Here is a 23,029-nt window from a genome sequence, read left to right on the forward strand (position 1 = left end):
AAGTGGTTGAATTCCGCGGGAGCTTGGCCCAGAGTCGCGCCCAACAAGCCGATTTTGAATGATGGAAACGACCAATGACTGACTCCAGGGCCAGCGAGACTGAGACCGCCGATCTCGAAACATTCCGCAGCGAAACACGTGCCTGGCTCGAGGCCAACTGCCCGCCGGAAATGCGCAAGCCCGCGACATCAGACGCCGACGTGTTCTGGGGCGGACGTAACGCAAAGTTCTCGTCGGAGCCGCAGCGCATCTGGTTCGAGCGCATGCGCGACAAGGGCTGGACCGTGCCCGATTGGCCGAAGGAGTATGGCGGCGGTGGCCTCAGCGCGGCCGAGCACAAGGTGCTGCGCGCGGAGATGGGACGAATCGGCGCGCGTCCCCCGCTGTCGAGCTTCGGCATCTGGATGCTCGGGCCGGCGCTGCTCAAATACGGCAACGACGCGCAGAAGAAGGAGCATCTGCCGAAAATCGCTGCGGGCCTGATCCGCTGGTGCCAGGGCTATTCCGAGCCGAACGCCGGCTCCGATCTCGCGTCGCTCCAGACCCGCGCCGAGAGCGACGGCGATGATTTCGTCATCACGGGGTCGAAGATCTGGACGTCCTATGCCAACTACGCCGACTGGATCTTCTGCCTCGTCCGCACCGATCCCGCCGCGAAGAAGCATGACGGCATCAGTTTCATCCTGTTCGACATGACCTCGAAGGGCGTGACCACCAAGCCAATCCTGCTGATCTCCGGCTACTCGCCGTTCTGCGAGACGTTCTTCGACAATGTCCGCGTGCCGAAATCGCACGTGGTCGGCACCGTCAACCGCGGCTGGGACGTCGCAAAATATCTGCTCCAGCACGAGCGCGCGATGATATCAGGCATGGGCGAGCGCGGCGTCGGCCGTCCGCTCGGCCAGATCGCGGCCGATTCCGTCGGCACCGATGCGCTGGGACGGCTCGACGATGCGTTGCTGCGTGGCCGGATCGCCAGCTTCGACGTCGACGAAGCTGCCCTTGCAGCCTGCGCCGAGCGCGCGGTCGATCTCGCCAAGGCGGGTCAGGCGCATCCGGCGTTCTCGTCGGCGATGAAATATTACGGCACCGAGCTCAACAAGCGCCGTTACGAGATTCTGATGTCGGCCGGCGGCGTCGATGCGCTGGAATGGGAGAGCGAGCGCTCCAGGCAGGGCGCCCGTCCACGCGCCTGGCTGCGTACCAAGGCCAACTCGATCGAGGGCGGCACGACCGAGGTCATGCTCGGCATCGTCGCCAAGCGCATCCTCGATCTGCCAGGGGCGTAAGATTTCCCGTCATTCCGGGGCGCGCGAAGCGCGAGCCCGGAATCCATTTCACCGCGTATATGTCGCCTGATGGATTCCGGGCCTGGCCGTTCGGGCCATCCCGGAATGACAAGACAAAACAGATTTCGAATCGGAACCCGCACATGGCCCTCGTCCTCACCGAAGAACAATCGATGCTCCGCGACAGCGCGCGCGGGCTGATCAGCGACAAGGCGCCGGTGTCGCATTTGCGGCATCTGCGCGACAGCAAGGACCCCATCGGCTTTTCCAAGGAGTTTTGGCATTCCTTCGCCGAGATGGGTTTTGCCGGCTTGCTGGTGCCGGAAGAGTTCGGCGGCAGCGGGCTCGGCTATGTCGAGGTCGGCGTGGTGATGGAGGAGATCGGCCGCACGCTGATGCCGTCGCCCTTCCTCGCCACCAGCGTGGTCGCGGCCTCGGCGCTGAACCGTGGCGGCAATGCCGCGCAGAAGTCGGAATATCTGCCGAAGATTTCCAACGGCTCCCTGCTGGCGACGCTCGCGATCGACGAGGGCGCAAAACACCGCCCGCTTCACACCAGCCTCCAGGCCGTGCGTGCCGGCAACGGTTTCAAGCTCTCCGGCGCCAAGGCGCTGGTGGTCGACGGTCACGTTGCCGATCTCCTCATCGTCGCCGCGCGCACCGCCGGCGCGGCCGGCGAGCGCGAGGGGCTGACGCTGTTCCTGGTCAACCCTAAGGCCAGGGGCGTTGCGATCGAGCGCACCATCATGGTCGACGCGCACAATGCGGCGCGGATCGAGCTTGCCAATGTCGAGGTCAACGCCGACAGCGTGCTCGGCGAAGTCGACCAGGGTGGCGGGCTGCTCGACGGCGTGCTCGATATCGGGCGCGGCGCGGTGGCCTCCGAAATGGTGGGCCTGAGCGAAGAGGTGTTCAACCGCACCGTCGAGTACCTGAAGAGCCGCAAGCAGTTCGGCAAGCTGATCGGCGAATTCCAGGCGCTGCAGCACCGCGCCGCCGAGCTCTATGTCGACATCGAGATCACCCGGGCCGCCGTGATGAAGGCGCTGCAAGCGCTCGATGCGGACGTCACCAAGGCCGCCTCAGCCGTCGCAGTGGCGAAGGCCCGCGCAGGCACCACCGCCGCGCGCGCGGTGCAGGAAGGCGTGCAGATGCATGGCGGCATGGGCATGACCGACCAGTTCGACATCGGCTTCTTCATGAAGCGCGCGCGCGTGTGCGAGGAATTGTTCGGGGACGCCAATTACCACACCGAGCAGCTGGCGCGGGCGCGGGGATATTGAGGTCGCGAACATGAGACGCGAGCACGTGCCTCACACGCAGTGTCGTCGCCCGGCTTGACCGGGCGACCCAGTACGCCGCGGCCTCTCGATTGATCACAACCGTCTCTGGAATACTGGATCGCCCGCTTTCGCCGGCGATGACAGTTGAGAGTGTGGATAGCGCGCCCGCCCCAAGCTCGTCATTGCGAGGAGCACTTGCGACGAAGCAATCCAGACTGTCGCCTTGGAAAGACTCTGGATTGCTTCGCTCCGCTCGCAATGACGGCGGAGATACTCCTTACCGCACCGGCGGCGCGTATTGCACGCCGCCTGCATTCCACAGCTGGTTCATGCCGCGCGGGATCTTCAGCTTCGACTTCTCTCCGATGTTGCGCTCGTACATCTCGCCGTAATTGCCGACATGGCGGATGATGCGGACCACCCAATCCTTGGTGAGGCCGAGCTGCTCGCCGTAATTGCCCTCGGTGCCGACCAGCCGCATCACTTCCGGCTTCTTCGACTTCAGGGCCTCGTCGATGTTCTCCGAGGAGACGCCGAGCTCCTCGGCGTTGATCATCGCGTACAGCGTCCACTTCACGATCATCATCCAGTCGTCGTCGCGCTGGCGCACGACGGGCGCGAGCGGCTCCTTGGAGATCATGTCCGGCAGGATCATGTGGTCGCCGGGCTTCGACAGGTTGATCCGCAGCGCGTAGAGCTGGGAGACGTCGGCGGAGAGCGTGTCGCATTTGCCGGTATCGTAGGCTTTCACCACGTCGTCCAGCTTGTCGAACTTCATCTCTTCATACTTCATGTTGTTGGCACGGAAGTAATCCGCGACGTTGAGCGCCGTGGTGGTCCCGGTCTGGACGCAGACCTTGCTGCCGGTCAGGTCCAGCGCGGTTTCCTTGTTGCGCGCGCGCGGCAGCATGAAGCCTGCGCCGTCGTAATAGGCGACCGCGGGGAAATAGAGATCGTAGTCGAGCTCGCGCGCCATGCTCCAGGTCGAGTTGCGCGAGAGGATGTCCACTTTCCGGCTCTGCAATTCCTTGAAGCGCTCGCTGGCATCGAGCGCGACGAATTTCGCCTTGCTCGGGTCGTTGAAGATCGCGGAGGCCACCGCGCGGCAGAAATCGACGTCGAAGCCGGTCCAGTTGCCCTTGTCGTCGGGGATCGAGAAGCCCGGCAGGCCCTTGTTGACGCCGCACAGCACTTCGCCGCGGCGGACGGTGCGCTTCAGGGTGCGGGTGTCGTAGAATTCATAGATGATGGCCAGGACGGCGACCAGCACGGCGACTGCGAGCCCGATCAGCAGGCCGCCACGAAAAGTGCGCATCATGTTGCTCTCTCGAAATAATCGGGAAAAGGAATATTCGCCAGGGCGAGAAGATCAGAGTTCGGGCTTCTGCCGGATGACCACCTTGGTGCCGACAGGGACGCGATCGTAGAGATCGGCGACGTCGCGGTTGACGAGCCGGAAGCAGCCTGAGGAGACCTTGGTGCCGATCGTGTCGGGCCGATTGGTGCCGTGGATGCGATAAACGGTGGTGCCCAGATACATGGCGCGCGCGCCGAGCGGATTTCCGGGGCCGCCGGCCATGAAGCGCGGCAGATAGGGCTGGCGCTGGATCATCTCCGGCGGCGGCGTCCAGTCCGGCCACTCCTTTTTGTTGGTGATGTTCACCAGCCCCTGCCATTGAAAACCATCGCGGCCGACGCCGATGCCGTAGCGGATCGCGCGACCGCCGGGCTGCACCAGATAGAGATGCCGTTCGGCGGTCGAAATGATGAGGGTGCCCGGCGCTTCGGTGGTGCGGAAGTAGACGACCTGCTTCTGCCATTCCGGATCGAGCTCATAGGCATCGTCGGCGACCAGGCCCGGCTCGTCGCCGCGGTCGGGCTGCTGGGCGTAGGCATGGGGCGCGGACAGGATCAGGCCGATCGCAGCCACAAACATCCCGGTCAGGCGACGAAAATCCGTCATTTCAAGCTCTCCCCGCGGCCAAGGCCAAAATCATCTGGAACCATCAAATCTCAGGGCCATCTTCATGGCAAGTTCAAGGCACCCTTAGACGATATGTCACGAGAATGCTTTGGTTTTTTGACGGACGGCACGCAATACCACAAACGGGGGATGGCGCGAAAAGCTCAGATTACCGCCGACAAGTCGATGCGCTCCCTCCCTCGCTTGCGGGGGAGGGTCGGGGAGAGGGTGTCTCCGCAGAAAGACTCCCCCAGAGGAGAGAACCCTCACCCGGCGCGCGGGACGATGCTTCGCATCGCCCGGGCGCGCCGACCTCTCCCGCAACCGGGAGAGGCTCAGACCGAACTAGCGGCGAGATCAACTTCGCCAATTCGCACGAGATGCCAGCTAGATCTTGTTGTTCTCAGCCGCGATCCCGAGCCGCCGGACGATCTCCGTCCCCACGGCCCGCGCCTCAGGCCTCGAACCGATGCGAGGACTGCGAAACCGTCGTCCCGACTGCGATCGGATCACGACGATGCAGTGCTCCTCCTCGGACCGGCCGCGGCGCTCGACCGTGATCGTCTTGACGTCGCACCCTTCGATGTGGTCGGCGCGCAACGTGCCGTCGCCCCACAGGCGTTCGACTCGGATATCGCCCTGGCGGATGACCCAGAAGGCGCCGGTCACAAGGTTGGCATATCGGTGCACGCCGAAAGCGGCGAGCGCGCCGACCGGCAGCAGCATGATGTCGACCGGCCCGGGCGACAGGCCACGCCAGAGCCTGTAGGCGTAGGGAACGGCGCACAATGCGACGACGATCAGCGCGACGATCCTGATGTCCCTCGTCGAAAACGGCTCGAGGGGGTCACCGAGACGCATCTCGGGATTGCTGGCATCGAGCGGATTGACCGGAGACTCGACATCGGGAACGTCGAATTGCGCGGCGATCCGCGCCACCGTGTCGTGCACGTGGGTGACATCGGCGATCGGCGGCGATGTCAGGCGTTCTCCGGAGGCCAGCGTGAAGGCGAGCTGGAAGCGGGCTTTCGCCCTCTTGCTGCCGGGAACCTGCAATCCCCTGATGTCGTCCTTGGCAACGATCCGCGTCCGCAGTTTTCCGAACGGGCGCTGCTCCCCGATCAGGATCTCGTCCGACGTGATGATCCACACCACCGCCGGCGCCAGCATGATGATTCCGACGAACGCCGCTCCCACCAGCAGCGCGACCACGGAGATGATCACTTCTAGGAGGTCGTGCGTGAACAGGCCCGGCGTGAAGCACAGCGCCACGGCGGCCGCAAAGCCGGACATGACCAGCCGCTGCGCGATCGAGGCGCCTTCACGAAGGCGAATGTCGGGGCTGCTGGTGGCGTCGTCCATCGCGGGCGCTGATCTCTGTCGGCGCGAAACTCCACGGACGGGTCCGTGGAGTCAAGCAGCGGCGGGCGAGCGGTCCTCGCCGGACGATCTGATCAATTCGGCGCAAGCCATAGCCTGAGACCGAACGAAATGATGGTGACGGCGCTCACCCCGCCGAGCCAGAGAACGGCGAACCAGATCAGCCGCCGCCTCAGCGGCATCAGTTCTGCTTTGCGTGACATCAGTGATAGCCGCTCCCGGCCCGGACCTTGCCGCGGAAGACCCAGTAGGCCCAGCCGGTGTAGCCGAGGATCAGCGGCACCAGTCCGGCCACGCCCACCAGCATGAAGAGCTGGCTGTTCCGCGGCGCCGCCGCCTGCCAGATGGTGATGCTCTGCGGCACGATATAGGGATACATGCTGATGCCCAGCCCGGCATAGGACAAGGCGAACAGCACCAGAGACAGCAAGAACGGCCGCGAGTCCTGCTTTCGGGTGAGGCTGCGCATCAGGAGCGCGCTCACGGCGGCGACGGCGATCGGAACCGGCGCGGCCAGGACGATGCCTGGCCAGGCGAACCAGCGTTGTGCGTATTGGATGCTGAGAAAAGGCGTGGCGATGCTGACCGACGCGATGGTCGCAAGCATCGCGAACAGCAGATACCAACTCAGCCGGTAGGCCTTGTCGCGCAGGGCGCCCTCGGTCTTCAGGATGAGCCAGTTGGCGCCCAGCACGCAATAGCCGATGACCAGGGCGATCCCGGTCAGGAGGCTGAACGGCGTGAGCCAGTCCCACCAGCCGCCGGCATAATGCCGCGCCTCGACCTGCACGCCCTGCAGGATCGCCCCGAGCGCGATCCCCTGCGCCAGCGTTGCCACCAGAGAACCGGCGGCAAAGGCAATGTCCCAGCGGTTTCGTGCTGCGGTGGTGCGCCAGCGGAATTCAAAGGCGACGCCGCGGAAGACCAGGCCGATCAGCATCGCGATGATGGGCGTGTAGAGCGCCGGCATCAGCACCGCATAGGCGAGAGGAAAGGCGGCCATCAGGCCGCCGCCGCCCAGGACCAGCCACGTTTCGTTGCCGTCCCAGACCGGGGCCACGCTATTCATCATGACGTCGCGGTCGGCCTTGGCGGGAAACAACGGAAACAGCATGCCGAGGCCGAGATCGAATCCGTCCATCACGACATAGACGAACACCGCGAAGGCGATGATGAAGGCCCAGACGGTCGCGAGATCGACGGCGGCGATCATGACGGCGCACCCTGTGCCGCAGCGCCCGAGGCCGGCGTGATGCCGGCGGCGCGCGCCGGTATGTCGCCGCGCGGCCCCTGCTCTCCCTGGTGAGGCGAGGCCGCCATCAGGCGCAGAATGTAAATGGCGCCCGCCGCGAACACGATGAAATAGACGTTGACGAAGGCCAGCAGCGACGACCCCACCGCCGGCGCGGCCAGCGGCGAGACGGCGTCCACGGTTCGCAACAGGCCGTAGACCGTGAAGGGCTGTCGGCCGGTCTCCGTGGTGATCCAGCCGGCGAGCACCGCGATGAACCCCGCCGGGCCCATGTACAGCGCGAAGATATGCAGCGGACGGGAGTCGAACAGGGTGCCGCGCCAGCGTGCCCAGAGGCTGAACAGCCCCAAGCCGAAGATCAGGAAGCCAAGCCCGACCATGATGCGGAACGACCAGAATGTGATCGGCACCGGCGGCCAGTTTTCGCGCGGCACGGTATCAAGTCCTGCGAGCGGCGCATCGAGGGAGTGCTTGAGGATCAGCGAGGACAGTTTCGGGATCTCGATCGCGTAATCGACCCGGCCGGCGGCCTGATCGGGAAGCCCGAACAGAATCAGCGGCGCACCGTCCTTGTGACTCTGGTAGTGCCCCTCCATGGCCATGACCTTGGCCGGTTGATGCGCCAGCGTGTTGATGCCGTGCTGATCGCCGGCAAGGATCTGGATCGGCGCGACCAGTGCCGCCATCCACATCGCCATCGAGAACATCACCCGGGGGCCGGCGAGATGGCGGTCGCGCAGCAGATGAAACGCGCCGACCGCGCCGACCACCAGCGATGTCGTCAAATAGGCGGCGAGCACCATGTGCACGAGCCGGTAGGGGAAGGATGGATTGAAGATCGCCTCGAACCAGTCGGCGACCACGAACTGGCCATCAGAATTGACGGCGTAGCCGGCCGGGGTCTGCATCCATGAATTGGCGGAGAGGATCCAGAACGCCGAGATCAACGTGCCGATCGCCACCATCAGCGTCGCGAGGAAGTGCAGCCTCGGGCCGACGCGTTCGAGACCGAACAGCATAACGCCGAGGAAACCGGCTTCGAGGAAGAACGCGGTCAGCACCTCGTAGGCCATCAACGGACCGATGACCGGTCCGGTCTTGTCGGCAAAGGCCGACCAGTTGGTGCCGAACTGGTAGGACATCACGATGCCCGACACCACGCCCATGCCGAACGTGATCGCGAAGATCTTCAGCCAGTAGTGAAACAGGTTGAGGAAGACCTCGCGGCCGGTCCACAGCCAGATGGCCTCAAGCACCGCGAGATAGCTGGCGAGCCCGATCGAGAACGCCGGAAATACGATGTGGAACGACATCGTGAACGCAAACTGCGCGCGCGCAAGCACGATGGGATCAAGATTCGACAGCATCGGCGCTCCCGTACAACACGACAATCGTGACGACGCGGGCGCCGATCTGGCAGCTCAGCTATGCCATCGCGCCCGGCCACTGCATGGATGACTCATGCCGCGTGCGCATCCTATAGGACTCTTTGTCTAAGCTGTAAGACATCAGCTATTGGCGTTCAGCAGCTTTGCCACGGTGCGGTCGATCTCGTCATAGCGGCCTTCGCCCGCGTGCTGGAACACGATCTTGCCGTTCTGGTCGATGATGTACTGCGCCGGCCAATACTGGTTGCTGTAGGCGTTCCAGGTCCTGGAATCATTGTCCTGCGCCACCGGATAGGTGATGCCGTGCCTCTTCAGCGCCGCCTGGACATTGGAGGCCGAGCGCTCGAACGGGAATTCCGGCGTGTGCACGCCGACCACGACGAGACCCCGGTCCTTGTACTTGGCATAGAGGTCGGTGACGTGCGGCAGCGTGTTGACGCAGTTGACGCAGCCATAAGTCCAGAAGTCGACCAGCACGACCTTGCCGCGGAGGTCGGCGAGGCTGAGCGGCTTCGAGTTGAACCAGTTGTTGATGCCGGTAAAGTCGGGCGCAGTCTGCTGGCTGGCGGCAGCGGTGACGACAGGGACGGCGCGCGCGGCCTCGTCGCAGATGCCGGGGATGACGGCGCCTGTCACGGCGATGCCGATCAGTGCGGCGGAGACGGCGAGCAGCTTGAAAGTCATGGACGAGTCCTCCGGTTGAGATGCGCGATGATCACAGGCCGATCTGGCCGGTGGGATAGAAGCCGGTGAGCCACGCCACGATCAGCGTGTCGTATTGGAAATAGGCGGCGAGCGCGAAGCCGATCACGACGACGCCAAAGCCCTGCTGCAGCCTCGGCGAAATGCGCGCGAGGCTGCGCACCCGCGTGGTGGCGGCCTGCCCGCCATACGCGATCGCAAGCATCGGAATAGCGGCGCCGATCGCGTAGGCCACCAGCAGCGTGCCGGCCCAGGTTGCGTTCTTCGTCGTGGCGACCAGCGTCAGGATCGAGCCGAGCACCGGGCCGGCGCAGGGCGTCCAGACCAGGCCAAGCGTGGTGCCGAGCACGAGTCCGCCGAGCGCGCCCTCGCGCTGCGTGGCGCCGGAGTTGCCGAGATCGAGCCAGCCGTTGAGCCGGATCGACAGCCATTCGAACGGCGCCGGCCACAGCATCAACAGGCCGAAGCCGAGCAGCAGGATGGCTGCCGCCTCGCGCAGCACGTTCGGATCGAAATCGAAAGCCCGCGTCAGCGCGCCCAACAGCAGCGCGACGGCCGAGAACGAGACGACGAAGCCGAGCGCGATCATCGCGGGGCGCAGATGCGAGCTGCGACCGATCGAGGCGCCGAGCAGGATCGGCAGCATCGGCAGCGTGCAGGGCGCGGCGATGGTGAGGATGCCGGCGAGAATCGCGAAGAGAAGTTCGAGCATCGGGGGCACTCGTGAAGGGGGTCACGAGGGCTGTTCGGGATAGATGTGTCGGACGTTACGCCGCGTCACACGTTCGTGACGGGCGCGGCTGCGGGCCGCAACGATGGTGCGTTCCCTCCCCCCTTGTGGGGAGGGTTAGGGAGGGGGTAGCCCAGGAGATGGTCTACCCGTCTGGCATCATGCCGCGCCTGCAAGTCGAGAGAGTCCCCGTGTGGCCCCCTCTCCCTGCCCCTCCCCCACAAGGGGGGAGGGAACGAGAGAGACGTGCCCGCCTCACTCAAGCGCACCGCCGCAGCCGTCCACCCCAAACACAAAACGACCCGGAGGGGGGCATCCCGTCCGGGTCGTTGGAGGTCTTGGGAGGTTTAACGAAACCGTATGTGAGCTTTATAGGAGGGAAGTTTTTCCGCCTGATGTTGTGCTTTGTTTCAATTGTTTCGTCGGCGGTAACACTTCCGTGCCCGGGGTAGGGCCAAAACGAACGCCCTATCCCATTGAAATATCTGAACTTCAGGCAGCGAAGCGCTCGACGCCACAGCCCTTAAGCAATTCGGCGAGTTGCTTGCGGGCGTAGAACATCCGGGTCTTCACCGTGCTCTGCGGGATGCCGATGATCTGTCCGACCTCCTCCACCGACTTCTCATGGTAGTAGACGAGGGTGATGATTTCGCGATGCGCGGGTGACAGCTTCTGAACGCAGGCGCGCAGGATGGCGCTGGTGTCGCTGCGGTCGAGCGAGGTCTCCGGCGTGTCGCAACCGTCGGCGATCTGGCGCACGTCTTCCTGATCGATGTCCTCGAAGCGACGCTGGCGCATTGCGGTCAGCGCCTTGAAGCGGGCGATCGAGAGCAGCCAGGTCGAAACCTGCGAGCGGCCCTGGAATTGGCCGGCGGTCCGCCACACGTCCAGAAACACTTGGCTGACGAGGTCTTCCGCCGTAGTCGCGTCGCGCACGATCCGCAGGATGAAGCGGTAGACGCGCACATTGTGCCGGCAATAAAGGATGTGCATGGACGTCCGGTTGCCGTCGGCAATGCTTTCGAGAAGCATGTCGTCCGAGGTCGCCTGAGCGGCAATGATGCTCTGGCTGGCTTGGGCGTTGATGGCGATGACGTTCGGCATTGACTTGGCTCCCCGTAGCGCCGCAACCGAGCGGCGTTTCCTTGGACCAAAGTGTTAATGAGCCAACGTTTCGGGACGTCTGCACGAAAAGGAGAAAATGGTTTCGTGCGCCGCCAAATTGTTTCGTCGAATTAGCCGCGACGAAACATTCGGGGCAAAAAAGCGTGGAATTTCAATATACGGAAAATACGGGGGTGGGGATGAGGCGACGAGCGAAGGGGCCGGGAACGTATTTCGGGCTTTTGCGTTCGATGTCGCCTCAATCCCAGCTGTCGTCCTGGCCTAGTGCGCAATTGCGCACGGGGGGCCGGGACCCATAACCACGGAGTGGGTTTGGCGAAGACACGAGGGACCAGCCTCGCGCAGCAACTTCTGCTTGGGGTAACGGGTCCTGGCTTTCGCCAGGACGACGATGGGGCCTACGCCTTCTCGCCCGACGGCGAGAACAAATAGCCGCCGCCGCGGATGGTGCGGATCACGGCGGGTTTGGTGGGATCGGGCTCGATCTTGCGGCGGATGCGCATGATGCGCAGGTCGACGGCGCGGTCGAAGGCTTCGGCGTCGCGCGCGTTGGCCAATTCCAGCAGGCGCTCGCGCGACAGCACGCGCTTCGGATTGGCCGCGAACACTTTCAAGAGCCCGAACTCGGATGCGGTCAGCGGGTGCTCGTTGCCCTCGTCGTCGCGCAAGGCCTGCGCTTCGAGATCGAGCCACTTCGTCCCGAACCGTACCAATTGCTCCTTGTCCGATTTCGCAGCCGCCGTTTCCGCCACGGCTTTCGCCGGTGCGCTCCGGCGCAGCACCGAGCGGATGCGCGCCATCAGCTCACGCAGCTCGCACGGCTTGGCCACGTAATCGTCGGCGCCGAGCTCGAGGCCGACGACGCGGTCGATCGGGCTCGCCGTCGCGGTGAGCATGATCACCGGCACGTTGATGCGGCTCTTGAGGTCGCGGATGATCGAGAGCCCGTCTTCCTCCGGCATGTTGAGGTCGAGCACGACGAGGTCGGGCATGCTGCCGTCGATCGCCGTGCGCAACGACTTGCCGCCGTCGCACAGCGTCACGGTGAAGCCGTGCATCTTGAGGTAATCGCCGACCATCTCCCGGGCCGGGGCCTCGTCGTCGACGATCATGATGTGCTGGCTTTGGGTCATGGTCCTGAGATCACGGGATTTCGGTCGCGGGGAGGGTGATGGTGAAGGTCGAGCCCTTGCCGGGGCCCTCGCTTTCGGCGGTCACCTCGCCGCCATGCATGTCGATGATACGCTTGACGATGGACAACCCAAGCCCCGTCGAGCTCTCGCCGGCGGTCGGTTTTGCCGAAAGCCGCTGGAATCGGCCGAACAGGCGGCCGAGATCCTCCGGCGAGAGGCCGGCGCCCTCGTCGCTGACGCGGACGATGGTGTCGCCGCCCTCATGGCTGACGACGACGCCGATCTTGCCGCCGATCGGTGAGTATTTGATGGCGTTGCTGATCAAATTGTCGATCGCCTCGCGGATGCGGTCGGTGTCGCACATGGTGACGATGTTGACGGGCGCGGTGACGCTGATCGCCTGCTGCTTGTTGACGGCGAGCGGCTGGTTGGCCTCGGCGACCTCCTTGACCAAGGCCGCGACGTCGACCGGCTCGCGGCGGATGGTGATGTCGAAGGCATCGGCCATCGCGTCCGAGATCAGATGATCGACCATCGTGGTCAGGCGCTTGGTCGCGTCGCGGATGTGATCGACCTGGGCGACCACGCCGCCTGACGACGCGCCGGTTGAGATCAGCTCCTTCAGCATCTCGGTGCGGCCGAGGATGACGCCAAGCGGGTTCTTCAGATCGTGCGCAACGGTGCCGAGGATTTCGTTCTTGAAGCCGTTGGCGCGCTGCAGCCGCAGCCATTGCGCCGAGAGGCGGCGGTTGGCCTGCATCAGCGCGCGGGTGCGCTGGGCGACGCGGTCTTCCAGCTGGGTGTTGGCGGCCTGGAGCTGCTGGTAGAGGATGACGTTGTCGAAGGCGATCGAGAGCCGGCTGGAGAAGATCTCGACCAGCGAGCGGTCGGTTTCCGACAGCTCGCGCTCGGCCTGCAGCAGCACCACGACCTCGCGGCCGCTTCCGGTGCGCAAATAGATCACGCTGCGGTGGTCGGCGAATTCGTTCTTGCGGCCCTGGAAAGCGGCTTCCACCATCGCGCGCAGATCGGGGTCGAGCGCCTTCGACGAGGTCGTGCCGATGAAGCGGCTGTAGCAGCCGCTGCCGGCGAGCACCGAGAGCTCGGGGTCGATGCCGCCATTGTCGCGCAAGACCAGGATGCCGGCGCAATCGACGTTGAGCAGCGAGGCGAGCTGGGTCAGCACGCCCTCGGCGAGCCGCTGCATCGACTTGAAGTCGTACAGCGTCGAGGCGGCGTCGATGATGATCTCGAGCCCGCGCCTTGTCTGCAGCATGCGCTCGAGCTGCTGGTAGGAGCGCAGCGCCGCGGTCAGCGAGGTGAACAGCTTGTCGGCGGTGAGCTCGGTCTTGGCCTTGTAGTCGTTGATGTCGTACTGCACGATCACGCGCCGCTCGGGCGCCTGGCCGGGCTGTCCGGTGCGCAGGATGATGCGGACGGTCTCGTTCTTGAGCTCGTTGCGGATGTACTCGACCAGCTCGAGGCCGGCGACGTCCGTTTCCATGATGACGTCGAGCAGCACGGCGGCGATGTCGCTGTGCGCGGCCATCAGCTTGCGACCTTCCGCCGCGGAATGGGCAGAAAGGATCTCCAGGCCCTGGCCGTTGAGGTTGTAGTCGGACAGCGCAAAGCGCGTGCCGTCATGCACGGCCGGATCGTCGTCGATGACGGCGATCTTCCATTTCCGGGCGTCAACATCCTCCGATGCGGTACCGGTATCGTCGATCAGGTGGAGGACATCGTCCTGTTCGGCCATTGAGAAGTCCCGTCAGTCTCTGTGCTTTGCCCGCCGCCCCTGGCGACCCGGGGCATGATAATGCGAAATGTGGTGCCTTGTCCCAGCTTGGATTCCAGCATCATGCGCCCGCCGAGCTGCTGGGTGACGAGGTTATAGACGATATGGAGGCCGAGTCCCGTGCCACCTTCATTGCGCCTGGTGGTAAAGAATGGGTCAAAGGCCTGGCGCTGCACGTCGGAGGTCATGCCGGCGCCGTCATCTGTGAAGATGATCTCGACGTCGTCGGCCCCGCGGGGGCGCGCCGAGATCGTGATCGTGCCGGCGCGGCCGTCGGCAAAGGCGTGGTTGGCGGCGTTGAGGAACAGGTTGGTCAGGATCTGGCCATAGGAGCCGGGATAGCCATCGAGCAGCAGTCCCTCGGGCATGTCGACTTGGAGCGTGATCGGCGAGCGCTTCAGTACCGGGCGCAGGCTCGCGATGATCTGGTCGGTGGCTTCGCTCAGTGAGAACTGCCGCCGCTCGGCATGCGAGCGGTCGACCGCGACCTGCTTGAAAGACTGGATCAGTTCGCCGGCGCGCTGCAGATTGGCGACGAGCTGCTGCGAGGCGTCGCGCGAGGACTGCACGAATTCTTCCAGCTGCGAGCGGCGCAGGCCGCCGTCGCCCTTGAGCTGGGCCTCGAAGATCTCGGTGCGCCGGGCAAAGCTGGACGCAACGGTGAGGCTGATGCCGATCGGATTGTTGACCTCGTGCGCGACGCCGGCGACGAGGCCGCCGAGGGCGGCGAGCCTCTCGGCATCGATCAGATTCTGCTGCGCGGCGTTGAGCTCGAGCAGCGCACTCTCGGCCTTCTCCTTGGACGCGCGCAGCTCGTCCTCGGTTTGGCGCTTCGCGATCGCGTTTTCGCGGAACACTTCCACCGCGCGCGCCATGGCGCCAACTTCGTCACGCGCGCGCGTGCCCTGCACCTCGCGGCCGAGGTCGCCGAGCGTAATCGCGCGCATAGCCGCCATGATCTGCTGCAGCGGCAGCCGGATCGACAGCGCAATCAGCACGCCGGCAGTGAGGATGATGCCGAGGAAGATCACGGCGATGGAAAGAACACGGCGGGAGATGTCCGCCAGCGTGCGGTCGAACGTCTCCTGCGCCTTCTGCTCGCGCTGGCGCATCTTGGTGGAGAGATCGTCGATGGCGCCGATCGCCTCGGCCTGGTTGGCGTCGATGGTGTTGCGCAGCAGCTCGGTACGGTTCGTGAGCTGCTCGGAGAGCTTTGCGAAGCCCTCGCGCAGCGCGGCGGTCCGGGCCGCGAGCCGTCGCAGCGCCATGCGCTGCAGATCGTTGTCGGCGAGATCGATCATCACGGGGATGGTCTTCTCGATCGTCTCGGTGTTGCGGCGGGCGTCGTCGGCCGCACCCGGTGACAGCGACAGATAGTAGGAATTGGCCGCGACCAGCATCGCGGTGAAGGCCTCGCGCGACTTGCCCAGCGAAGGCCAGATCAGCGCGTCGCGATGGCCGGTGGCACCTTCGATGATAGAGTAAAGCCCGGCCATGTCCCGGGCAGGTCCCTGCACCTGATCCTCATAGGTCCTGGCGATGGTGGCCTGCACGCCGCGCAGCTCGCCGAAGCCGTTGAGGAAGCGCTCGGTGGTGCGCTCCAACTCCTCGACCGAGCCCGACAGCATCGGGTCCTTGGCGGCACGGTTGGCCAGCGTACCCAGCACCGCCTCGCGCAGCAGCAGTATCTCGGCGAACAGGTCGGGGCTCGGCTGGTTGATGTAGCGGTGGATCAGATTGTGCAGCCGCCCGGTCTCGCTTTCGAGCAGCGCCAGGATCCGATCGGACTCACGCACCTGGCGCACATCGTCCCAGGCCGAGCCGAGCACCTGCGAGCCGTTCCAGATCAGCCCGACCAGCACGATGACCACGGCGGAGTTCAGCGCCGCGATCGACAGGATGCGCCAGCGGATCGGCACCGCCCGGAGCACGCCGACCAGCCGCGCGCGCAGCCGCCCCATCGGGCCGGGCGACCTGTCTGCATGCTCGCTGTGTCCAAGCCCGGGCAAGTGGCCTCACTCCACCTTGCGAATGCGTTCGATCAGCGCGGCCGCGGCCGGATCTTGCCCGGTCTTGGCGTAGATCGCGACCATCGCGTCCTCGAACGGCTTGCGGTCGATATCCCTGACGACGGTGACGCCCGCTGCTTCCGCCTTGCGCTGCGACTGCTCCTCTAGATCGCGCCATTTCTCGCGCATGAAGCGGCTGGAGCGCTGCGCGGCTTCCCTGAAGATGGTCTGGTCGTCGGCCGAGAGGCTTTTCCAGGCCTTCAGCGAGATCACCAGCACTTCGGGGCTCATCGTGTGCTCGGTGAGCGCGAGATAGCCGGCATGCTTGTAATGATCCGTCGTCACGTAGGAGGGCCAGTTGTTCTCGGCGCCGTCGATCAAATGGTTGGCAAGCCCGGCAAGCACCTGCCCATAGGGCATCTCGACCGGCTCCGCGCCGAGCGCGCGGATCATCTGGCTCATCAACTCCGACTGCTGCACCCGGATCCGCAATCCCTTGAGGTCGGCGACGTTCCTGACCGGGCGGGCGCCGTTGTAGATCGACCGCGCGCCGGAATCGTAGAAGGCGAGGCCGACGAAGCCGTAGGGCTCGAAGCTGCCGAGAATCTCGCTGCCGACCGGTCCGTCCAGCACCTTCTGCATGTGCTCGATGGACCGGAACAGGAACGGCATCGCCAGCACGTTCATCGCCGGGACGAAGTTGCCGATCAGCGCCACATTGGTCCGGTTGAGGTCGATCGCGCCGACCCGGGTCTGCTCGATGGTCTCCTTCTCCTCGCCGAGCTGGCGGGAGTGGAACACCTTGACCTCGTGCCGGCCGCCGCTGCGCTCGGCGATCAGGGCGCCCATGTAGCGCAGCGCCTGCACGGTCGGATAATCCTCGGTCTGGGTGTCGGCGGCGCGGAATTCTCGCGCAGCGGCTCCCGTCGCGCAGATGGCGATCAGAAGCGCGACGAAAACCACCCCGGTCCGCGAGCGTTCGGCACGGTTCAACACTGGCACACTCAACCCCTCAGTGGTGGAGTCTATGGCGGGAGGAAAAGGTTCAATGCAATCTAGCAGATGGTCGTGGGAAGGCCATCCTGCCCGGCACTGCCGCGTGATTGTGCGGCGCGGCCGGGGCTCATTCCCGGTTGAAACCGCGAATGCCGCGCCTTAAGCAGGGACAGCCGCTTTCGTCGTGCGGCATGGAAAGAGCCATCGTGACTTCAGCATCACGCCTTTTGCAGGTGGTTGCCACCTTTGCGGCCCTCTCATTGGCCGCGCCGGTGCGTGCCGCGACCGACATCGCGTGGTGGCACGCCATGTCCGGCGAGCTCGGCCGCCAGCTCGAGAAGCTTGCCTCCGACTTCAACGCCTCGCAGTCGGATTATCGCGTCGTGCCGACTTACAAGGGCAGTTACACCGAGACGGTGACGGCCGCGATCTTCGCCTTCCGCTCGCGCAGCCAGCCCGCGATCGTCCAGGTCAACGAGGTCGCCACCGCCACCATGACCGCGGCCAAGGGCGCGATCTATCCCGTGTTCAGCCTGATGCGGGACATGAACGAGCCGTTCTCGCTCAATGACTACCTTCCCGCGGTCTCCGGCTACTACACCGATGCGGCCGGCAATCTCTTGTCATTCCCGTTCAATTCGTCGACGCCGATCCTCTATTACAACAAGACCATGTTCCGCGACGCAGGGCTCGATCCGGAGGCGCCGCCGAAGACCTGGCCGGAGCTTGGCGCTGCTGCAAAACGCCTGCGAGATCGCGGCGCGGTGTGCGGCTTCACCACGTCCTGGCCGTCCTGGATCCATGTCGAGAACTTTTCGGCGTTCCACAACCTGCCGCTGGCGACGCGGACCAACGGCTTCGCCGCGCTCGATGCGGAGTTGACCATCAACAATCCGTCTCTCGTGCGTCATGTCTCCCAGCTCAGCGAGTGGCAGAAGACCAAGGTGTTCGACTATAGCGGCCGCGGCCAGTCGGCCGAGCCGCGCTTCCAGAACGGCGAATGCGGCATCTTCATCGGCTCCTCCGCGACGCGCGCCGACATCAAGGCGAATTCGAAGTTCGAGATCGGCTACGGCATGATGCCGTATTGGCCCGACGTGAAGGGCGCGCCGCAGAACTCGATCATCGGCGGCGCCACGCTATGGGTGCTGCGCGACCGTCCGCGCGAGGAATACAAGGGCGTGGCGCGGTTCTTCGCCTATCTGTCGCAGCCCGGCGTGCAGGCCGCCTGGCACCAGAACACCGGCTATCTGCCTGTGACCCGCGCCGCCTTCGAGCTGACGCGCGCGCAAGGTTTTTACGAGCGCAATTCCGGCTCGGCGATCTCGTTCGAGGAGATCACGCTGCACCCGCCGACGGAGAATTCGAAGGGCATCCGGCTCGGCTCCTTCGTGCTGATCCGCGGCGCCATCGAGGACGAGCTGGAGCAGGCCTTTGCCGGCCGCAAGAGCGCGCAAGCCGCGCTCGATGCCGCGGTCGAGCGCGGCAACAAGATCCTGCGCCAGTTCGAGCGCGCCAGCCCGGATAGGTAGAGCTCTCAGATTGGACCTCTCTTTAACCGCGAAGGAAGTGCGCTCCCTCTCCCGCTTGCGGGAGAGGGTTGGGGAGAGGGTGTCTCCGCAAAGGGATAATCCCCTAGAGGAGAGAACCCCCACCCGGCGCTTCGCGCCGACCTCCCCCGCAAGCGGGAGAGGTGCACCGTCTGCTTGGCTTGCATCGAATCAGCCAAAATCCGCTTGCCTGGTCGGGCGTGCATGACCAGCGTTCCATCGCAAATCTTGCCAACCTTCACCGACGCTGCTGCCTTTCGCGCCTTTCGCTGCGACGCGTCGCGATGGCTGCCGATCGCGCTCGACATCGCGCGCAGCCACGGCCTCGATGTCAGCGCGCCGCACGTGTTTGCCACCGGCACCAATCTCGTGGTGGGGCTCGGCGATCACCTGATCCTGAAAATCTTCCCGCCGCTGCTTCGCGCGCAATTCGTCTCCGAGCGCGGCTCGCTGACCCAGCTTGCCGGCCGCCTTCATCTGCCGATTCCCGAGATCGTCGCCGAAGGCGAGCGCGATGGCTGGCCTTATCTCGTCGTCACACGCCTTGCCGGCGCGCTCGGTTCGGAGGTCTGGCCGCAATTGGCGGAAGCGCAGAAGGAGCGCGTGCTGCGCCAGATCGGCGAGACCATTGCGTCCGTGCAGCGCGCCCCGCTCGGCCCGCTCGCACAGATCCAGCCGCGCTGGGACGACTTCATGCGCGCCCAGATGCAGGGCTGCAAGGTGCGGCATACGCGCCTTGGCCTGGCGCCGAAATTCCTCAGAGGCCTCGACGACCTCCTGGTTGATGCGGCCGCGCTCATACCGATGGATGCGCCGCCGGTGATCCTGATCGGCGAGTACATTCCGGAGAACTTCCTGCTCACCTGCCGTGACGATCAATGGTCGCTCGCCGGCCTGTTCGACTTCGGCGACGTGCTGGCAGGGTGGTGCGACTACGATCTGCTCGGCCCCAGCGCCTTCATGGCAGCGGGCCGGCCCGGTCGCGTGCGCAGCCTGCTCGAAGGTTTTGGCTATGCGAAGCCCGACTATTCACTCAAGCGCCGGCTGATGACGCTGATGCTGCTGCACCGCGCCAGCGATCTCAACAGCCACATCTGCATCGACGGCTGGCAGGACAAGGCCGACGATCTGGTCCAGCTTCAGGAGCTGATCTGGGCGGGATGAGTGCCGGTGATCCCCGCTGTCGTCCTGGACAAGCGAAGCGCAGATCCAGGACCCATTATCCCAGCGAGGGGTTTTGCGAAGACTCGTGGTCGCCAGCTTCGCGCCGCAGTTCGCCCTGGGGGAATGGGTCCTGGCTTTCGCCAGGACGACGGCGGTTCAATAAGCCGCCTGCCAAACAAGCGAGACTTAATTCAGCTTATTTTATGAGCAAATGCGCATCTTTGTATGCAATGCCCAAAGCTTGGCCTCGGATCGACGGCCCGATCAATAGCTGCTTCCTTTAAATATTTCAGAGGCTTATGGCGCTTTAAGCTCTCTTTAAGCCTTGGCACGAACCTTGCGAATCCAGTTCCAACCATAAAACTTGTGTTGGAGCCATTTCATGAAGCGCCGCGATTTCCTCAAGTCCGTTTCCGGATTGGCCGCTGGCGCGGCGCTTCCGGCCATGCCGCCCGTGATCTCGTCGGCCAAGGCCGATGCGCGCTCGGAGACGTTGCTGATCGTCTCGGAAGGCGGCCCCAACAATCTCGATATCCACGGCGTCGGCACCAATGTGCCCGGCTACGAGGTGTCCTGGAATTGCTACGACCGCCTGATCAGCCACGAGATGAAGGCCGGTCCCGGCGGCGTGCCCTATTACGACCGCGACAAGTTCAAGGGCGAACTCGCCGAGAGCTTCAAGATCGACGACATGTCGGTCACCTTCAAGCTGAAGAAGAACGCCAAATTCCACAACGGCGCGCCTGTGACCGTCAAGGACGTGAAGTGGTCGCTCGACCGCGCCGTCAGCGTCGGCGGCTTCCCCACCTTTCAGATGAGCGCAGGCTCGCTGACCAAGCCTGAGCAGTTCGTCGTGATCGACGACTACACGGTGCGTATCGACTTCCTGAAGAAGGACAAGCTGACGATTCCCGATCTCGCGGTGATCGTGCCCTGCATCGTCAATTCCGAGCTGGTGAAGAAGAACGCCAGCGAAAAAGATCCGTGGGGTCTTGAGTACACGAAGCAGCAGACCGCCGGCTCCGGCGCCTACAAGGTGACGAAGTGGACCGCCGGTACCGAAGTCGTGATGGAGCGCAACGACGATTGGGTCGGCGGCCCGCTGCCGAAGATCAAGCGCGTGATCTGGCGCATGGTGCCGCAGGCCGGCAATCGCCGCGCGCTGCTGGAGCGCGGCGACGCCGACATTTCCTATGAGCTGCCGTTCAAGGATTTCCAGGAGATGAAGGCGAGCGGCAAGCTCAACGTGGTGTCGCTGCCGTTCTCCAACGGCATCCAGTATATCGGCATGAACGTGACCAAGCCGCCGTTCGACAATCCCAAGGTCCGTCAGGCGGTCGCTTATGCGATTCCCTATCAGAAGATCATGGACGCGGTGATGTTCGGGCTGGCCAATCCGATGTTCGGCGCCGCCAAGGACAAGCCGACCGAAGTCGCCTGGCCGCAGCCGCACAAATACAACACCGACATGGAGAAGGCGAAGGCGCTGATGGCCGAGGCCGGCTATGCCAACGGCTTCGACACCACGATCTCGTTTGACCTGAATTTCGCCGGCGTCAACGAGCCGCTCTGCGTGCTGGTGCAGGAGAGTCTGGCCCAGATCGGCATCAAGACCACCATCAACAAGGTGCCCGGCGCCAACTGGCGCACCGAATTGAACAAGAAGGAGATGCCGCTCTTCACCAACGTGTTCTCGGGCTGGCTCGATTACCCCGAATACTTCTTCTACTGGTGCTATCACGGCAATAATTCCGTCTTCAACACCATGAGCTACAAGTCGGCGGCGATGGACAAGTTGATCGACGGCGCACGCGCAGCCGCCGCGACCGGCGACACCGCGACCTACGACACCGACGTGAAGGGCTTCGTCGACCTCGCCTACAGCGACATCCCCCGCATCCCGCTGTACCAGCCCTTCGTCAACGTCGCGATGCAGAAGAACATCAGCGGCTACCAATACTGGTTCCACCGGAGGCTGGATTATCGCGCGATGGCGAAGGGGTGAGGGGGGATGGCGGGCGCTGTCCTTCAGAGTGAGGTGGGCACGCTCTTCAGGCTCCCTCCCCCCTTGTGGGGGAGGGTTGGGGAGAGGGGTAGCCACAAGCTCAGATCTCTCCCGGAGCCTCCCCCCTCCCTGCCCCTCCCCCACAAGGGGGGAGGGAACGCAGCGGCGCAAGCCGTTCAAGTTTGCTCCCAATTGCAAGGCAGAAGGAGGAGCACCCCATGCTGACCATGATCGGCAAGCGCCTGATGTTCGCGATTCCCTCGCTGATCGGGGTCGTCATCGTCACCTTCCTGCTGACCCGCGCATTGCCGGGTGATCCCGCCGCGTATTTCGCGGGACCCGCCGCGACGAAAGAAGCCGTCGAGCAGATCCGGAAAAAGCTCGGCCTCGACAAGCCGCTGATCGAGCAGTTCTTCCGCTACACCAACGATCTCGCCCATGGCGATTTCGGCAACTCGCTCACAACCGGCCAGCCGGTCGCGGCCGAGATCCGCAACCGCCTGCCGGCCTCCGCCGAGCTGACGCTGCTCGGCCTCATCGTCTCGATCGTGATCGCGATTCCGCTCGGCGTACTGGCGGCGACCCGGCCGGGATCGTGGGTCGATCATCTCTGTCGCGTCACGACGACGGCCGGCGTGTCGCTGCCGGTGTTCTTCACCGGTCTCGTGCTGGTCTATGTCTTCTATTTTCAACTTGGCTGGTCGCCCGCGCCGCTCGGCCGGCTCGATGTGTTCTACAGCGCGCCGCCGACGGTCACAGGCTTCTATCTGATCGACACACTGATCGCGCGCGACTTCGAGGCGTTCCGTTCGGCCTGCAGCCAGCTCATCCTGCCGGCGACGACGCTTGCGATCTTCTCGCTGGCGCCGATCGCGCGCATGACGCGGGCCTCGATGCTGGCGGTGCTGTCGTCCGAATTCGTGCGCACCGCGCGCGCCAGCGGCCTGTCGCCGGCGACCGTCATCGTCACTTACGCCTTCCGCAATGCGATGCTCCCGGTGATCACCACGCTGAGCATGGTGTTCTCCTTCTTGCTGGGCGCCAACGTGCTGGTCGAGAAAGTGTTCGCCTGGCCCGGCATCGGCTCCTATGCGGTCGAAGCGCTGATCTCGTCGGACTTCGCGCCGGTGCAGGGTTTCGTGCTGACCATGGCGGTGATGTACGTGCTGCTCAATCTCGTGATCGACATTCTCTACGGCGTGATCGATCCACGCGTGCGGCTGGAAGGGTAGAGCATGATCCGGAAAAGTGGGTACCGGTTTTCC

The 23,029-nt window shown here is 64.4% G+C and carries 19 protein-coding genes; 6 read left to right on the plus strand and 13 right to left on the minus strand.

Going from position 1 to position 23,029, the window contains the following annotated elements; all coding sequences use genetic code 11:
* Positions 1-74 precede the first annotated feature (74 nt).
* Complete coding sequence (locus AC0L2F_RS22770; RefSeq protein WP_473249925.1) at positions 75-1,289, plus strand: acyl-CoA dehydrogenase family protein; 1,215 nt, start codon at positions 75-77, stop codon at positions 1,287-1,289.
* A gap of 143 nt (positions 1,290-1,432) precedes the next feature.
* Positions 1,433-2,572 (plus strand): acyl-CoA dehydrogenase family protein, encoded by a 1,140-nt coding sequence (locus tag AC0L2F_RS22775; RefSeq protein ID WP_473249926.1) that lies wholly within the window; start codon positions 1,433-1,435, stop codon positions 2,570-2,572.
* A 277-nt stretch (positions 2,573-2,849) separates the two neighbouring features.
* Here AC0L2F_RS22775 and AC0L2F_RS22780 read toward each other — a convergent pair whose 3' ends face one another.
* From AC0L2F_RS22780 to AC0L2F_RS22840, 13 genes are all read right to left on the minus strand, one after another.
* Positions 2,850-3,887, minus strand: coding sequence for an amino acid ABC transporter substrate-binding protein (locus tag AC0L2F_RS22780; RefSeq protein ID WP_035975288.1), 1,038 nt, complete (start codon positions 3,885-3,887; stop codon positions 2,850-2,852).
* Between the two features lie 54 nt (positions 3,888-3,941).
* Entirely contained in the window at positions 3,942-4,535 is a 594-nt protein-coding gene (locus AC0L2F_RS22785) for a L,D-transpeptidase (protein WP_007597994.1), read from the minus strand.
* A gap of 387 nt (positions 4,536-4,922) precedes the next feature.
* Entirely contained in the window at positions 4,923-5,897 is a 975-nt protein-coding gene (locus AC0L2F_RS22790; protein WP_473249927.1) for a hypothetical protein, read from the minus strand.
* Positions 5,898-5,989: 92 nt separating this feature from the next.
* Positions 5,990-6,118 carry a DUF2474 domain-containing protein gene (locus tag AC0L2F_RS22795; protein ID WP_156527192.1) on the minus strand — a complete coding sequence of 43 codons (129 nt, stop codon included), beginning with the start codon at positions 6,116-6,118 and terminating at the stop codon, positions 5,990-5,992.
* Positions 6,118-7,128 carry a cytochrome d ubiquinol oxidase subunit II gene (gene cydB / locus AC0L2F_RS22800; RefSeq protein ID WP_063996414.1) on the minus strand — a complete coding sequence of 337 codons (1,011 nt, stop codon included), beginning with the start codon at positions 7,126-7,128 and terminating at the stop codon, positions 6,118-6,120. Before cydB ends, AC0L2F_RS22795 begins: the two co-directional genes overlap by 1 nt.
* A complete protein-coding gene (locus AC0L2F_RS22805) occupies positions 7,125-8,534 on the minus strand; it encodes a cytochrome ubiquinol oxidase subunit I (protein ID WP_473249928.1) in 1,410 nt (469 codons plus the stop codon). The genes cydB and AC0L2F_RS22805 overlap by 4 nt, the downstream gene beginning before the upstream one ends.
* A 141-nt stretch (positions 8,535-8,675) precedes the next feature.
* Positions 8,676-9,239: a thioredoxin family protein gene (locus AC0L2F_RS22810; RefSeq protein ID WP_473249929.1), complete on the minus strand. Its 564-nt coding sequence runs from the start codon at positions 9,237-9,239 to the stop codon at positions 8,676-8,678.
* A gap of 31 nt (positions 9,240-9,270) precedes the next feature.
* Positions 9,271-9,969 carry a cytochrome c biogenesis CcdA family protein gene (locus AC0L2F_RS22815; RefSeq protein WP_063996411.1) on the minus strand — a complete coding sequence of 233 codons (699 nt, stop codon included), beginning with the start codon at positions 9,967-9,969 and terminating at the stop codon, positions 9,271-9,273.
* Positions 9,970-10,479: 510 nt separating this feature from the next.
* Positions 10,480-11,091, minus strand: coding sequence for a sigma-70 family RNA polymerase sigma factor (locus AC0L2F_RS22820; RefSeq protein WP_018456005.1), 612 nt, complete (start codon positions 11,089-11,091; stop codon positions 10,480-10,482).
* Positions 11,092-11,510: 419 nt separating this feature from the next.
* Positions 11,511-12,245, minus strand: coding sequence for a response regulator (locus AC0L2F_RS22825; RefSeq protein ID WP_007615817.1), 735 nt, complete (start codon positions 12,243-12,245; stop codon positions 11,511-11,513).
* 10 nt (positions 12,246-12,255) lie between these two features.
* Positions 12,256-14,001, minus strand: coding sequence for an ATP-binding response regulator (locus AC0L2F_RS22830; protein WP_063996410.1), 1,746 nt, complete (start codon positions 13,999-14,001; stop codon positions 12,256-12,258).
* The gene (locus AC0L2F_RS22835; protein WP_063996409.1) at positions 13,971-16,001 is read right to left on the minus strand and encodes a sensor histidine kinase; all 2,031 of its coding nucleotides are present in this window, start codon (positions 15,999-16,001) and stop codon (positions 13,971-13,973) included. The genes AC0L2F_RS22830 and AC0L2F_RS22835 overlap by 31 nt, the downstream gene beginning before the upstream one ends.
* A 54-nt stretch (positions 16,002-16,055) precedes the next feature.
* Positions 16,056-17,051, minus strand: a complete 996-nt coding sequence (locus AC0L2F_RS22840) for a TRAP transporter substrate-binding protein (RefSeq protein WP_473249930.1) — start codon at positions 17,049-17,051, stop codon at positions 16,056-16,058.
* A 185-nt stretch (positions 17,052-17,236) separates the two neighbouring features.
* On the opposite strand from AC0L2F_RS22840, the gene ugpB reads away from it, so the two are divergent.
* The 4 genes from ugpB (at position 17,237) to AC0L2F_RS22860 (ending at position 22,996) form a co-directional block, all read left to right on the plus strand.
* Positions 17,237-18,577, plus strand: coding sequence for a sn-glycerol-3-phosphate ABC transporter substrate-binding protein UgpB (gene ugpB / locus AC0L2F_RS22845; RefSeq protein WP_007615810.1), 1,341 nt, complete (start codon positions 17,237-17,239; stop codon positions 18,575-18,577).
* 222 nt (positions 18,578-18,799) lie between these two features.
* Positions 18,800-19,759, plus strand: coding sequence for an aminoglycoside phosphotransferase family protein (locus AC0L2F_RS22850; protein ID WP_473249931.1), 960 nt, complete (start codon positions 18,800-18,802; stop codon positions 19,757-19,759).
* A gap of 382 nt (positions 19,760-20,141) precedes the next feature.
* Complete coding sequence (locus AC0L2F_RS22855) at positions 20,142-21,764, plus strand: ABC transporter substrate-binding protein (RefSeq protein WP_473249932.1); 1,623 nt, start codon at positions 20,142-20,144, stop codon at positions 21,762-21,764.
* Between the two features lie 218 nt (positions 21,765-21,982).
* The gene (locus AC0L2F_RS22860) at positions 21,983-22,996 is read left to right on the plus strand and encodes an ABC transporter permease (RefSeq protein ID WP_007615803.1); all 1,014 of its coding nucleotides are present in this window, start codon (positions 21,983-21,985) and stop codon (positions 22,994-22,996) included.
* Positions 22,997-23,029: the final 33 nt, after the last annotated feature.

The organism is Bradyrhizobium sp. Ken64, assembly GCF_055807555.1.

What these genes read in the sequence shown, in the direction of transcription:
- AC0L2F_RS22855 (WP_473249932.1), top strand. Translation starts at nt 20,142, where the DNA reads ATGAAGCGCCGCGATTTCCTCAAGTCCGTTTCCGGATTGGCCGCTGGC.
- ugpB (WP_007615810.1), top strand. Translation starts at nt 17,237, where the DNA reads ATGGAAAGAGCCATCGTGACTTCAGCATCACGCCTTTTGCAGGTGGTT.
- AC0L2F_RS22790 (WP_473249927.1), bottom strand. Translation starts at nt 5,897, where the DNA reads ATGGACGACGCCACCAGCAGCCCCGACATTCGCCTTCGTGAAGGCGCC.
- AC0L2F_RS22775 (WP_473249926.1), top strand. Translation starts at nt 1,433, where the DNA reads ATGGCCCTCGTCCTCACCGAAGAACAATCGATGCTCCGCGACAGCGCG.
- cydB (WP_063996414.1), bottom strand. Translation starts at nt 7,128, where the DNA reads ATGATCGCCGCCGTCGATCTCGCGACCGTCTGGGCCTTCATCATCGCC.
- AC0L2F_RS22850 (WP_473249931.1), top strand. Translation starts at nt 18,800, where the DNA reads ATGACCAGCGTTCCATCGCAAATCTTGCCAACCTTCACCGACGCTGCT.
- AC0L2F_RS22860 (WP_007615803.1), top strand. Translation starts at nt 21,983, where the DNA reads ATGCTGACCATGATCGGCAAGCGCCTGATGTTCGCGATTCCCTCGCTG.
- AC0L2F_RS22835 (WP_063996409.1), bottom strand. Translation starts at nt 16,001, where the DNA reads ATGGGGCGGCTGCGCGCGCGGCTGGTCGGCGTGCTCCGGGCGGTGCCG.
- AC0L2F_RS22820 (WP_018456005.1), bottom strand. Translation starts at nt 11,091, where the DNA reads ATGCCGAACGTCATCGCCATCAACGCCCAAGCCAGCCAGAGCATCATT.
- AC0L2F_RS22825 (WP_007615817.1), bottom strand. Translation starts at nt 12,245, where the DNA reads ATGACCCAAAGCCAGCACATCATGATCGTCGACGACGAGGCCCCGGCC.
- AC0L2F_RS22805 (WP_473249928.1), bottom strand. Translation starts at nt 8,534, where the DNA reads ATGCTGTCGAATCTTGATCCCATCGTGCTTGCGCGCGCGCAGTTTGCG.
- AC0L2F_RS22815 (WP_063996411.1), bottom strand. Translation starts at nt 9,969, where the DNA reads ATGCTCGAACTTCTCTTCGCGATTCTCGCCGGCATCCTCACCATCGCC.
- AC0L2F_RS22830 (WP_063996410.1), bottom strand. Translation starts at nt 14,001, where the DNA reads ATGGCCGAACAGGACGATGTCCTCCACCTGATCGACGATACCGGTACC.
- AC0L2F_RS22810 (WP_473249929.1), bottom strand. Translation starts at nt 9,239, where the DNA reads ATGACTTTCAAGCTGCTCGCCGTCTCCGCCGCACTGATCGGCATCGCC.
- AC0L2F_RS22780 (WP_035975288.1), bottom strand. Translation starts at nt 3,887, where the DNA reads ATGCGCACTTTTCGTGGCGGCCTGCTGATCGGGCTCGCAGTCGCCGTG.
- AC0L2F_RS22795 (WP_156527192.1), bottom strand. Translation starts at nt 6,118, where the DNA reads ATGTCACGCAAAGCAGAACTGATGCCGCTGAGGCGGCGGCTGATCTGG.
- AC0L2F_RS22770 (WP_473249925.1), top strand. Translation starts at nt 75, where the DNA reads ATGACTGACTCCAGGGCCAGCGAGACTGAGACCGCCGATCTCGAAACA.
- AC0L2F_RS22785 (WP_007597994.1), bottom strand. Translation starts at nt 4,535, where the DNA reads ATGACGGATTTTCGTCGCCTGACCGGGATGTTTGTGGCTGCGATCGGC.